The following is a 12,249-nucleotide window of genomic DNA, read 5'->3' on the forward strand; positions in this document are numbered from 1 at the left end:
ATTGATAGGCTATCGCCATTATGGCTATGTCGGTTCTGAAAAACAGACGAGAACGCGGCTTCCTTGACGGTCAGTTCCTGATCGCCATGCCGGGCATGGCCGACACAAATTTTGCCCGCACGGTCATCTATATCTGCGCTCATTCGGATGATGGCGCGATGGGTTTCATCATCAATCGGCCGCAGCAATTGAACTTCTCCGATGTGCTGCTGCATCTCGATATCGTCGAAGAGGACGAGGTCATTCGCCTGCCCGGCACGACACGTGATTTCCCGATCCGCGCCGGCGGCCCGGTCGAGAGCGGCCGCGGCTTCGTGCTGCATTCGGACGACTACCTGTCCGAATCGAGCATTCCGGTGAGTGACGACATCTGCCTGACGGCGACGCTCGACATCGTGCGCGCCATTTCGCGCGGCCGCGGGCCGCGGCGTGGCCTGATGATGCTCGGCTATGCCGGCTGGGCCGCGGGGCAGATCGAGAACGAGATCGGTGCCAATGGCTGGCTGTCCTGCCCGGCGCAGGAAGAGATGATCTTCGATAAGAACCTCGACAGCAAATACGAGCGCGCACTCGGCCTCATGGGCATCAAGCCCGCCATGCTGTCGGCCGAAGCCGGTCACGCTTGATCCCTGCTGCCGAGATTTTCCTGGAACTTGTTGGAGCCTGCTCCGTTCTCTTGCCGTGTGGAAAACACGCCTCGAACAACAGGAGTACGATTGTGGGTAGCACGAGCGACAAGATCAAGGGCACGGCAAACGAACTCGCTGGCAAGGCCAAGCAGGCCGCCGGCAAGGCGACAGACAATCCGAAGCTGCGCGCAGAGGGCGCTGGCCAGGAAGCCAAGGGCAAGACCCAGAAGGCTGTCGGCAAGGCCAAGGATGCCGTCAAGGGCGCGGTTGATCGCCTCTGATCGACATGGGGATGACACGTCGGTGTCATCCAGCATTCGCGACTGAAGAATACCCGTATCGCCATTGGTCGATGCGGGTATTTTGCGAGAGGCCATACCGCAATTTGGGAACGCCATGAAACTCTTCACCTGCACGACCTGCGGCCAGACCATCCATTTCGACAATCGCGTCTGCGTGCGCTGCGGTTCCTCGCTCGGCTTTCTCGCCGAGGACGTGACGTTGCACGCCCTGGTGCCGGAAGGCGACGGTTTCTGGAAGATTGCACCGGGCGAGGGCGTCTATCGGTTCTGCGACAATGCCGCGCACGACGTCTGCAACTGGCTGCTGCCGGCGGACAGTTCCCATGCCTTCTGCCAGGTCTGCCGGCATAACCGCATCGTGCCGACCACCGATCCAAAGGGGCTGGAACGCTGGCAGCGCATCGGCGGGGCACAGCAGCATCTGTTCTATTCCATTCTGCGCTGGGGGCTGCCGCATCCGACACGCGAGGAGGATCCGAACGGCGGTCTGGTCTTCGATTTCCTGGCGGACGAGGTGGACACCTATGGCAACGTCGTCAACGCCGCCATGACCGGCCATGAGGACGGCCTCATCGGCCTGCGCGCGGCGGAAGCCGACGACGCGGTGCGTGAAAGCGTTCGCGTCTCCATGGGCGAGCCGTATCGTTCGCTGCTTGGCCATTTCCGCCATGAGATCGGGCATTTCTACTGGGCGCTGCTCGTTCGAGACGAGGCGACCCTAGAGGAGGCACGTCGCCTCTTCGGTGACGAACGCGAGGACTACGCGGCCGCCCTGCAACGCAATTACGAGCAGGGGCCGCCTGCCGACTGGTCGCAGAACTTCATCAGCACCTATGCAAGCGCACATCCGTCAGAGGATTTTGCCGAGTGCTGGGCGCACCTCTTCCACATCGTCGATACCTTGGAAACTGCGCGTGCCTTTGGCCTCAACACGGATCCCAGGGGCCACGAGGAGCTGGAAGCCGAGGTCAACTTCGATCCCTATCGCGCGCCGAATGCCGGCCGCCTCGTCGAAGCCTGGATCCCGCTCAGCGTCGCCCTCAACGCCATCCAGCGTTCCATGGGTCAGCCGGACAGCTACCCCTTCGTGCTGCCGCCGCCGGTCGTGGAGAAGCTGGATTTCATCAACCGGCTGGTGCGAACGGCGGGCGGTAGAAACTAGCCGGCGGCGAAAATCAGGGCTGTTGCGAATTGTCAGGAGATCCGAGATCTTGCGGCTCTCCGATCTCGACCGCGTGCCCGTCCGGATCGTAGAACCGGAACACGCGTTGCCCCCATGCCTGACGCTCGATGGGGTGTATCAGCTCGACATGGGGCGCAATGGCCTCGAAGGCCGCATCGACATCGTCGTGCTCGAAATACAACAACAGATTTCTTCGACCGTAGGGCTCTTCCGTCGCAAACTCTTTTCCCCAGACGGTTTGTTCGAGCGACCGTCCTTCATGGATGGCAAAGCCGGACTCGAAGAGGACGAAGTTCCCGAAATCTTCCCGTACCTTTAGGCCGAGCCTCTTTTGGTAAAATTCCTTGGAACGGCTGATGTCGCGCACGAAAGGGATTGGGTTGATAAACTGCATCGCATTCGTCCCGCTGCGTTCTGGTCTCGCGACGAAGCGCAGGGTGCACGCAAAGCGGCCGCGCCGTTACGCCCGCTTCATCAGTGGAAAGCGCTCTTTCAGCAGCCGCAGGACCGAGTCGTAGCCGATCGGCGGACCGAACAGGTAGCTCTGGCCGAACTCGCAGCCCATATTGCCGAGTTCGATCGCGTCCTCTTCCGACTCGATGCCTTCGGCAACGACCTGCATCTCCAGCTCGCGCGCCATGGAAATGACGGACCGCAGCAGCACGGAGCGCTTGTCGGAACCGTCGCGCACCAGCGCCTTGTCGATCTTGATCGTGTCGAAGGGGAAGCGGGTAAGGTAGGAGAGCGAGGAGTGGCCCGTGCCGAAATCGTCGAGCGCCAGGCCAAGGCCGACATCCTTCAGCTTGGTGAGGATCAGGCGGGCCTGTTCCGCATTCTCCATCACGACGGATTCGGTCAGTTCCAGCTTGATCTTCTGCGGCTCGCAGCGCGTCTTGGCGAGCACGGCGCGCACGTCGTTATAAAGTTCGTTGTTGAGCAGCTGCGCACTCGACACGTTGACCGACACGAAGACCGGCAGGTCACCGGTCTGGAGCTGCCAGTCCATCAGGTCGCTTGCCGCCTTGTCGATGGCGAACAGGCCGAGCTGGCCGATCAGGTCGGACGATTCCGCGATCGGAATGAATTCGGTCGGCGAAATGTTGCCGCGTTTCGGATGATCCCAGCGCATCAGCGCCTCGAAACCTGCAATCTCGGCATCCGACAGACGCACGATCGGCTGGTAGACGAGCGAGAGTTCCTTGCGCTCGATGGCGCGGCGAAGGTCCGTTTCGATCTGCAACCGGTCGGCGCCGAAGGTGCGGAAGGCCGGGCGGAAGGGTTCCACGCGGTTGCCGCCGGCCTTCTTCGCCCGGTACATGGCAAGCTCGGCATCGTTCAGCAGGCCCTGCGCGTCTTCCTGCTGGTCGACCCAGGAGACGAGGCCGATCGACGCCGTCAGGATGATCTCGCGACCGCCGAAATTGATCGGCACCATGATCGCCTTGCTGACCGCATCGGCGAAGTCGGCAACCTTGGCCGGATCGCGCTCGGACATCAGGATCAGGCCGAACTGGTCGCCGGCGAGCCGCGCCAGCGTATCCTGCGGCTTGAGCAGGCGACGCAGGCGGCGGGTCAGCGCGATCAGGATATTGTCGCCGGCGGCAATGCCGAGCGCATCGTTGACCTGCTTGTAGCGGTCGATATCGATGGTCAGCACCGTCGGGCGTACGGCTTCGGAGCTCGCGGTCAATGCGAGGACCGCCTGCAGGCGATCAAGGAAGACCTGGCGGTTCGGCAGGCCGGTCAGGTTGTCGTGCAGCGCGTCCTGCAGCAGGCGGTCGACGGAGTTGCGCTGCTCGGTGATGTCGATGATCGTACCGACGCAGCGGATGATCTCGCCATTGGCGCCGAGCACCGGCCGGGCGCGGATCGACAGCCAATGATAATGGCCATCCTCGGCGCGCACGCGGAACTGATGGTTGAGCCGGCCCTTGCGGTGTTCGAGCAGCACGTCGAGCGTCGCGCGGAACCGGTCGCGGTCGTCCGGGTGCAGGCGCGGCAGCCAGTTGCGCGCCGGCCCATGCATGACGCCGGGGGCGAGGCCGAGCTGGATGGAAATGTCGGGAATGGTGACGACGCGGTCGCGCGCCACGTCCCAGTCCCACACCGTATCGCCGGAACCCGTCAGCGCCAGCGACTGGCGCTCGAGATCGGAGAACAGGCCCTGGCTGTAGGCGCCGCCGGCAAAGGCATGCTGCATCACCGTGAAGCCGATGAGGAGCACGATGAGCACGAGGCCGCCGCCAAGTGCCGGCTGGATGATGTCGTTGTTGAGCTGGCCCGTCACCGTCAGCCAGGCGCCGAACAGCCAGACGAGGATCAGCGCCCAGGCCGGCACCAGGAGGATGGCGCGGTCATAGCGGTTGAAGCCGAGATAGGCGATGAGCACGATGCCCACCGTGCCGGTCAGTGCGAAGGAGAGGCGGGCAATGCCGGACGCGATCGGCGGATCGTAGATCGCGACGCCGAACAGCAGGCCAAGGCCGAGGATCCAGGCGAGCGTCGCATAGGACAGATGCGCGTGCCAGCGGTTAAGGTTGAGATAGGTGAACAGGAAGACGACAAGGCCGGCTGCCAGAAACACCTCCGTGCCCGCGCGCCATATGCGCTCGTCGCCTGCCGTGATGCTGATGAGCTTCGACAGGAAGCCGAAATCGACGCAGATATAGCCGAGCACCGCCCAGGCAAGGGCCGCCGTCGCCGGCAGCATGGAGGTGCCCTTCACCACGAACAGGATGGTGAGGAACACGGCAAGCAGGCCGGCAATGCCGAGCACGATGCCGCGATAGAGCGTGAAGGCGTTGACGGTGTCCTTGTAGGCATCGGGCTGCCAGAGGTAGATCTGCGGCAGGTCGGGCGTGGCAAGCTCGGCGACGAAGGTGACGACGGAACCGGGGTCGAGCGTGATGCGGAAGACGTCGGCTTCCTCGCTCGGTTGCCGGTCGAGCGCAAAGCCCTGGCTCGGGGTGATCGAGATGATGCGCTTGGCGCCAAGGTCCGGCCAGAAGATCTTCGACTGCACGAGACGGAAATGCGGCGCGACGATCAGGCGGTCGATCTGCTCCTCGGAGACGTTGGCGAGCGCGAAGACGGCCCAGTCACCCTGATGATCCTCGGAGGTGGCGCGCACCTCGATGCGCCGCACGATGCCGTCCGTGCCGGGCGCTGTGGACACCTGGAAGGCTTCGCCCCGGCCGGTATAGATCTCGGTGGTGGCGGTAAGGTCGAGTGCGGTGTCGTCACGCGAGATTTTCACCGGCTCGACCGCAAGCGCGCGCGCTACCGGCATGCCGGCGAAGAGCATCGTTGCGAGGAGCATGAGGGCGAGCAAGCGGCTGGCACGCAGCGTTTGCAGCACGAATGAAGACGTCATTGAAAGCGCATTGTCCTTAGGTACTGCCCAGTCCTGTCGCGCCGTGTGCTCCAGCTTTGTTTACGCAATTCCGGATGCAAACCGCACAAGCGCTTTTGCTGGAACTGCTCACGGCCGCCTGTCGGCTGCCAGAAGCGAAAACATCACGTGGTCGCGCCACTCCCCGTTTATCTTCAGATACTCCCGAAGGTAGCCTTCCTGCTGAAAGCCGGCCTTTTCAAGGAGGCGGATGCTTCTTGTGTTGTCTGGAATACAGGCTGCCTCGATACGGTGCAACTGAAGGCTGGAAAAGATATAGGGGATGGCCAGTTTCAGGGCACCATACATATGGCCCTGGCCGGCATGCCGCTCGCCCATCCAGTAGCCGACCATGCAACATTGCGCGGCACCCCGCCTTATGTAGCCGACGGTCAGCCCGCCGAGCAGGATGTTTTCCCCACGCTCGAAAATGAGGAGCGGCACGGCCTGGCCGGAGGAAAATTCCTGTTCATTCCGGACGACACGGGCGCGAAACGAACTCTCGGTCAGCTCATCCCCCCGCCAGGTCGGTTCCCACGGCTCGAGAAACCGCCGGCTTCCGGACCGCAGGGCATACCATTGGCGATAGTCATTGAAACGGGGAAGGCGCAGCAGGTGGCGATCGCTCGCAAGCTCAACGGTGTCGGACTGCCGCGACAGAAACCGAAAAACCGACCGTGTCATTCAATCCTCCGCGTATGCCGGATCCTGCGGCACGCCTGATGTTCAGAGTATGACAGCGGGTGCGATGGCGTCAAATGGTGATGCGGGATAAGGCAATCCATCTGCTTCCTGGGCGGGACTGTGTGCAGATCCGCACACGGTTTCAGCACGGGGAGCATGCCCTGGCAGGGCATTCGGCGCGATGCATGAACCGGCGGGGCAAAACAAAACCCGCCTTGTGGCGGGTTGTTTCATTCTGAACAGGCGCGTCCCTATCGGCGCGCCATTATCATCATGCCTGGCGTGGGCTGTCTCAGCCGAATACCAGGAAGCCCTTGACGGCGGACTGGATGTTCGAGCGCGAGATGCCGAGGTCCTGGAGGGCGCGGTCGTCGAGAGCGCTGAGTTCGCGGACGGCACGGCGGTTGGCGACGTTCTTTTTAAGCTTTGCGAAGATGTTCATGGTCAACTCCTTTGGGTTGCCCATTATGTATACGATCTAGAGCTCGGAAAATATGCATATGCTTGCAGCGGAGGCATGCTGTTGTTGCATAGCGCCCGCTGCAAGTCGTTAGATACGCGTTCTCAGGCCTCTTCCTCCGAGGCCGCAGGATCCTTCTTCCGGCGCTGGAGATGGACCTGTGCGGCCACGGCTTCGTTTTCCGGGCCGATCGGCAGTGCACCCGTCGACTGGCCGTGGATATGAACCGTAGGTACGGGCAGCTCGATGCCGTTCTGCTTGAAGACCTCGCGAACGCGCAGATAGAACTTGCGCTTCATGCCGAAGGCACCGCCTGGACGCGTCGTCGCCTTGATGCGCAGGACGATGCCGTATTCGCCGAATTCCTGCACGCCCTGCAACTTGATCGGCTCGATGATCCAGGGTTTGTATTCCGGGTCCTCGGCCAGTTCGAGGCCGATCCGCTTGATCAGCTTGCGCGCGAAATCGAGGTCCGTTTCGAAGCCGACGGTGATGTTGAACTTGTCGGTGGCCCAGTCGCGGCTTCCGTTGCGCACGGCACCCAGTTCCCCGAAGGGAATGGTGTAGAGTGACCCGCGATGGTGGCGCAGCTTCACGGAGCGCAGCGAAAAGCTCTCGACGGTGCCGCTGAACTTGCCGGTGGAAATGTATTCCCCGACCCGGAAGGCGTCGTCGAGCAGATAGAACACGCCCGAGATCACATCCTTGACGATCGTCTGGGCGCCGAACCCGACGGCCACGCCGACGACGCCCGCGCCCGCGATCAGCGGCCCGATCTGAATCCCGACCGATGACAGCACCATCAGGACCGCCATGACGAGAATGATCGCGAGCATTATGTTCTGGAGGATCGGCAACAGCGTGCGCAACCGGGCCTGCTGCGGATCGAGCACCGGCGCAGCTTCCCCATCGTTCATCGCGACCGGCGCCTGGATGCCGATCTTGCGCTGGATGACTGCCTTGATGATCGACCAGATGAAATCGGCCCCGAGCGCGATGACCGCCGCATTGAGAAGGCCGCGCAGAATGAGGGTCACGCGCGGGCTGGTCTCCGCCATGCTCGACATGTCGAGACCCCACACCTTCGCCAGGAGATAGGCGGCCAGCACGATGAGGCTCAGCCGGATGGCGCGATCGACGACCGCGACGGTAACAGCGGGAAGGGGAGGTGTCTTGTTCTCGCCCAGCGGCGGCCTCAGCACGTAGTTGACGGCACGCGTCGCCACCACGACGGCGGCTGGCGCGGCAAATGCCGCCAGGACGAACCAGAAGGCCACGTTGGCGCCGCTGACGCGAATGAGAAACAGCAGCACGATATAGACGGTCAGCAGCCAGGAGGTGGCCTTGTGGCCGAACATGCCGGGGTGCTCCTGGTCCTCGGGCCGCGCCACGGGCCGCTTCCAGATCGCAAGCAGTGCGATGACCAGCAGAGCGAGGTCGATCGGGACGGCGAGAGCGAGCACGTCATCCGGCGTGAAGCCGAAGCGCGAACGAAGGGATATCGTCGCCGCGGCAATGGCGACCACGGATGAGAAGATGACGATCCAGCGGTTCCAGTGATCGGCACGGGCATCGCTGATGTTGAAGGCCCGCACTTCCCGCGCGCGCAGCACACCCATGAAGGAAGGCAGAAGAACGACCCGCAAGACGATGCGGATCGCCCAGATGGCGATGGCCGCCGTCAGATAGGCGAGCACGATCTCGCGCAACAAGGGCGGCCATTCGAACAGCAGAAACGCGCCGGCACTGCCGATCGTAAATGCGCTCAGCATGAGCAGGCCGACCAGAAAACGTCCGCCGAACTTGCCGACCCTGCCCTGTGGGGTCTCCATGTCCTGCGCGATGACCCAGAGGCGCAGGGGGCGTGCCAGGCGGTAGGCTATGTAGGAGAGGATGGCCCCGACACCGACGAAAAGCGCGATCAGCGCGACGACGCTCAAGCCGCCTCTCTCGCCGACATCCTTCATGACCACCTGGCGCACCGTTTCGAAGCGCTGCGGCATGAGCGGCCAGGAATGTGCAAGGCGCGTCAGGTGCCCCTTCACGCGCTCAAGCGCAGACGACATCATGCCTCGATCGGTATCGTCCGCGGGCGAGGCTGCGGTCACGTCGCCGGCGGGTGCCTGCGTTCGCCTGGCGGCGAGCCAGTCCTTGACCGTGGGATCGTCGAGCAAGTCGAGCAGTTGCTCGACTTTGTCGGGGGCCGGGGGGGAGACTTGCGCCAATACCGGCGCTGCCAGGAAATGGAACGCCAGGAGGCTCGCGAGGAGGGCAAGCATTGCCCGTGCCGGCGCTGCCAAAAATCGTTTCCGTGGCCGATCATTCGTGAAGGGTAAGGCGCTTTTCATGGACAGGGCGATCCGCGAGTCATGGATGTTGTAATCCGCAAGGACTCAATGAAAAGCGGCTGTGCGTCAATCGAATATCACGGCGACACCGACGCGAAACGCCGAGCTGGGCGCTTCGCGTGAGTGGTCGCTTGTCAGTCGAAGGTGGGGGTGGTCCGGATGAGGTTCATCCGTTCAGCCCGCCGCACGCTCCGGCACCGTGCCGCGCGCCAGAGACCGCGCAATATCGCCGGTGGGCACCAGATGCTCCAGCGGGCCGATTGCCGAGATCGTCGGGGCCGTGTCGAAGAACAGGCGGCCGGCGAGGTCGGTGAGGCGCTCGATGGTGATGCCTTGCAGGCGTTCCATCAGTTCCTCGTTGGGGATCGGGCGGCCGTAGAGCATCATCTGGCGGGCGATCTGGCCGGCGCGGGCGGCCGGGCTTTCCTGGCCCATCAGGAGCTGGGCGCGGATCTGCGCGCGGGCGCGTTCGATTTCCTGCTGCTCGATATTGTCCGACGACTTCTTCAACTCGTCGAAGATCACCGGCATCAGCTCGGGCAGGTTCTCGCCGCCGGTCGCGGCATGGATGCCGAAGATACCGGTATCGGAAAAGCCCCAGTGGAAAGCGTAGATCGAGTAACACAGGCCGCGATGCTCGCGCACTTCCTGGAAGAGGCGGGAGGACATGCCGCCACCGAGGATGTTGGCGAGGATCTGCGAACAGTAGAAGTCGCGCGCATGGTAGGCCTTGCCCTCGAAGCCGAGCAGCACCTGCGCATCCATCAGGTCGCGCGTCTCGCGAATGTCGCCGCCGGTATAGCGGGCGGGCTCGAACACCGGAGAAATTTTCGGCGCGGTCGGCAGGCTCGAAAAACGATCCTCGACCTGGCGCACGATTTCGTCGTGGTTCACGGCACCGGCCGCGACGACGAACATGCGGTCCGTCGTGTAGTTGCGGTCGAGATAGTGGCGGATTTCGCCGGGCGTGAAGGACAGCACGGAATCCGGCGTGCCGAGGATGGCGCGGCCGATGATCTGGTCGCGATAGGCGACCTCGGAGAACTTGTCGAAGACCACGTCGTCGGGCGTATCGTTCGCCGCGCCGATTTCCTGCAGGATGACGTGTTTTTCGCGGCGAAGCTCTTCCTCGTCGAAGACGGATTCCGTCAGGATGTCGGCGAGGATATCGACCGCGAGCGGTACGTGGTCCTTCAGCACGCGGGCATAGTAGGAGGTGGTTTCCGTCGATGTCGCGGCGTTGACCTCGCCGCCGACATTTTCGATTTCCTCGGCGATCTGGCGGGCGGAGCGGCGGTCCGTGCCCTTGAAGGCCATGTGTTCCAGAAGGTGGGCGATGCCGTGCTCGTCCGTGGTTTCGTTTCGCGACCCGGACTTGATCCACACGCCGAGAGCGACACTCTCCAGATGCGGCATGTTTTCGGTCACCACGGTCAACCCGGAAGCAAGCCGGGTGCACTCAACTTTCATCATGCGCACTTTCTGCGTTTCAGCATGTCCGCTCGCTCGGAGGCTGGACATGCCCTCCTGTGATCACACAATCCCTGACGAAACCGCTTCTGGAATTGCTCTAGCCCCGGATTTGCGAATGGTCGCCGATGAAGGCTTCCACGACGTCGAGTTCCGCACTCAGCACGTCAAAACGCTCCTCCCTTTCCATCATGTCAGCAAGCCATGATGGAAGCGCCGGGTCAATACCGCACGCCGATTTTACTGCGGCGGGGAATTTTGCCGGGTGGGCGGTGGCAAGCGTAACCATTGGCGAACTGGGCTTTTCGTGCTTGGCGGCGACGAAAACGCCGATCGCCGAATGCGGATCGAGCAGGTAGCCGGTGTCCTTCAGCGTGTCCTTGATCGTCTGGGCGACCTGTTTTTCCGAGGCTCGGCCGGCGCGGAACTGCTTGCGGATCGTCTTCAGCGCATGCGCCTTGATTTCGAAGGCGCTGGATTGCTTGAGGCTCTCCATGGCGCGGCGCACCGCACCGGCATCGCGATCACTGGCCTCGAACAGCAGGCGCTCGAAATTCGACGAGATCTGGATGTCCATCGAGGGCGAGGTGGTGGCCTTCACGCCCTTCATTTCGTAGCGACCGGTCTTCAGCGTGCGGGCAAGAATGTCGTTCTCGTTGGTGGCGATGACCAGCTTGTCGATCGGCAGGCCCATGCGCTTGGCGGCGTAGCCGGCAAAGATATCGCCGAAATTGCCGGTCGGCACGGTAAACGAGATCTTGCGGTCCGGCCCGCCGAGTGCCACGGCGCTGGTGAAGTAATAGACGATCTGGGCCATGATGCGCGCCCAGTTGATCGAGTTGACGCCGGAAAGCTTCATCCGGTCGCGGAACTTCGTGTCGTTGAACATCGCCTTCACAAGGTCCTGGCAGTCGTCGAAATTGCCCTTGATGGCAAGCGCGTGCACGTTCTTCTCTTTCGACGTGGTCATCTGGCGCTGCTGCACCGGCGAGACCTTGCCCTCCGGGAAGAGGATGAAGATGTCGGTGCGCTCGCGGCCGGCAAAGGCATCGATCGCCGCCCCGCCGGTGTCGCCCGAGGTGGCGCCGACGATGGTGGCGCGCTCGCCACGGACGGCCAGCGCATGGTCCATCAGGCGGGCAAGCAACTGCATCGCCACGTCCTTGAAGGCGAGCGTCGTGCCGTGGAAGAGCTCCAGCACGAAGGCATTCGGCCCGGTCTGTACCAGCGGCGCGATCGCCGGATGGCGGAAGGTGGCATAGGCTTCGTCGATCATCGCCCGGAATTTTTCCGCCGGAATGTCACCCTCGACGAAGGGCGTCAGCACGGTAAACGCGATCTCCTGGTAGGATTTTCCGCGCAGCGCCCGGATTTCCTTCTTCGAGAAGGTCGGCCATTCGCGCGGCACATAGAGGCCGCCATCGCGGGCAAGCCCCGCCAGAAGCGCATCGGAGAAACCGAGGGAAGGGGCTTCGCCCCGCGTCGAAACATAATCCACGTTCACAGGTCCTTGGAATTGTTGGGATTTGCGGAGGCTCTCGCCCTCCGGTCGTTCGGTCGCTGTGCTGCCATCGTCCGTCCGACCTTACCCGAAAGGCCACGCATACCGCAGGTCTCTTTGCGGCAGATCGTGGCAATGCCGTTGCGTCACGCCCGCGGGACACGGGCTTCTTCGAAATTCTGCGGGCGGTTTCATTCGACAATCGATTTTTCGCCACGCCGCTGCTATAGACCATCGCCTAGGGTCGTGAAAAGACCCGCTAAAAGAGTTCCGAAAGGCTT

Annotated in this window: 10 protein-coding genes; 3 read left to right on the plus strand and 7 right to left on the minus strand. The window is 62.8% G+C overall.

Annotation, left to right across the window (positions count from 1 at the left end):
- Positions 1 to 20 precede the first annotated feature (20 nt).
- The 3 genes from ACT6VE_RS12355 to ACT6VE_RS12365 all read left to right on the plus strand — a co-directional run bounded on the left by ACT6VE_RS12355 (position 21) and on the right by ACT6VE_RS12365 (position 2,093).
- Positions 21 to 626, plus strand: a complete 606-nt coding sequence (locus ACT6VE_RS12355) for a YqgE/AlgH family protein (protein ID WP_444798896.1) — start codon at positions 21 to 23, stop codon at positions 624 to 626.
- A 92-nt stretch (positions 627 to 718) separates the two neighbouring features.
- Entirely contained in the window at positions 719 to 910 is a 192-nt protein-coding gene (locus tag ACT6VE_RS12360; RefSeq protein WP_069059549.1) for a CsbD family protein, read from the plus strand.
- A 115-nt stretch (positions 911 to 1,025) separates the two neighbouring features.
- Complete coding sequence (locus tag ACT6VE_RS12365; RefSeq protein WP_444798897.1) at positions 1,026 to 2,093, plus strand: zinc-binding metallopeptidase family protein; 1,068 nt, start codon at positions 1,026 to 1,028, stop codon at positions 2,091 to 2,093.
- Positions 2,094 to 2,106: 13 nt separating this feature from the next.
- On the opposite strand, the gene ACT6VE_RS12370 is transcribed toward ACT6VE_RS12365, so the two are convergent.
- From ACT6VE_RS12370 to thrC, 7 genes are all read right to left on the minus strand, one after another.
- Positions 2,107 to 2,508: a VOC family protein gene (locus ACT6VE_RS12370; RefSeq protein ID WP_444798898.1), complete on the minus strand. Its 402-nt coding sequence runs from the start codon at positions 2,506 to 2,508 to the stop codon at positions 2,107 to 2,109.
- 66 nt (positions 2,509 to 2,574) lie between these two features.
- A complete protein-coding gene (locus tag ACT6VE_RS12375) occupies positions 2,575 to 5,433 on the minus strand; it encodes an EAL domain-containing protein (protein ID WP_286157214.1) in 2,859 nt (952 codons plus the stop codon).
- Positions 5,434 to 5,595: 162 nt separating this feature from the next.
- On the minus strand, positions 5,596 to 6,189 hold the full coding sequence (locus ACT6VE_RS12380) for a GNAT family N-acetyltransferase (RefSeq protein WP_069059545.1): 594 nt from the start codon (positions 6,187 to 6,189) through the stop codon (positions 5,596 to 5,598).
- Between the two features lie 292 nt (positions 6,190 to 6,481).
- A complete protein-coding gene (locus ACT6VE_RS12385) occupies positions 6,482 to 6,631 on the minus strand; it encodes a DUF1127 domain-containing protein (RefSeq protein WP_069061486.1) in 150 nt (49 codons plus the stop codon).
- 122 nt (positions 6,632 to 6,753) lie between these two features.
- Positions 6,754 to 8,928 (minus strand): mechanosensitive ion channel family protein, encoded by a 2,175-nt coding sequence (locus ACT6VE_RS12390; protein ID WP_444798899.1) that lies wholly within the window; start codon positions 8,926 to 8,928, stop codon positions 6,754 to 6,756.
- A gap of 243 nt (positions 8,929 to 9,171) precedes the next feature.
- Positions 9,172 to 10,470 (minus strand): M16 family metallopeptidase, encoded by a 1,299-nt coding sequence (locus ACT6VE_RS12395; protein WP_444798900.1) that lies wholly within the window; start codon positions 10,468 to 10,470, stop codon positions 9,172 to 9,174.
- Between the two features lie 97 nt (positions 10,471 to 10,567).
- Entirely contained in the window at positions 10,568 to 11,965 is a 1,398-nt protein-coding gene (gene thrC / locus ACT6VE_RS12400) for a threonine synthase (RefSeq protein ID WP_444798901.1), read from the minus strand.
- Positions 11,966 to 12,249 lie beyond the last annotated feature (284 nt).

The organism is Shinella sp., from assembly GCF_052438155.1.
Lineage (GTDB): Bacteria > Pseudomonadota > Alphaproteobacteria > Rhizobiales > Rhizobiaceae > Shinella.

What these genes read in the sequence shown, in the direction of transcription:
- ACT6VE_RS12355 (WP_444798896.1), top strand. Translation starts at nt 21, where the DNA reads ATGGCTATGTCGGTTCTGAAAAACAGACGAGAACGCGGCTTCCTTGAC.
- ACT6VE_RS12365 (WP_444798897.1), top strand. Translation starts at nt 1,026, where the DNA reads ATGAAACTCTTCACCTGCACGACCTGCGGCCAGACCATCCATTTCGAC.
- ACT6VE_RS12370 (WP_444798898.1), bottom strand. Translation starts at nt 2,508, where the DNA reads ATGCAGTTTATCAACCCAATCCCTTTCGTGCGCGACATCAGCCGTTCC.
- ACT6VE_RS12375 (WP_286157214.1), bottom strand. Translation starts at nt 5,433, where the DNA reads ATGCTCCTCGCAACGATGCTCTTCGCCGGCATGCCGGTAGCGCGCGCG.
- ACT6VE_RS12380 (WP_069059545.1), bottom strand. Translation starts at nt 6,189, where the DNA reads ATGACACGGTCGGTTTTTCGGTTTCTGTCGCGGCAGTCCGACACCGTT.
- ACT6VE_RS12385 (WP_069061486.1), bottom strand. Translation starts at nt 6,631, where the DNA reads ATGAACATCTTCGCAAAGCTTAAAAAGAACGTCGCCAACCGCCGTGCC.
- ACT6VE_RS12390 (WP_444798899.1), bottom strand. Translation starts at nt 8,928, where the DNA reads ATGCTTGCCCTCCTCGCGAGCCTCCTGGCGTTCCATTTCCTGGCAGCG.
- ACT6VE_RS12395 (WP_444798900.1), bottom strand. Translation starts at nt 10,470, where the DNA reads ATGATGAAAGTTGAGTGCACCCGGCTTGCTTCCGGGTTGACCGTGGTG.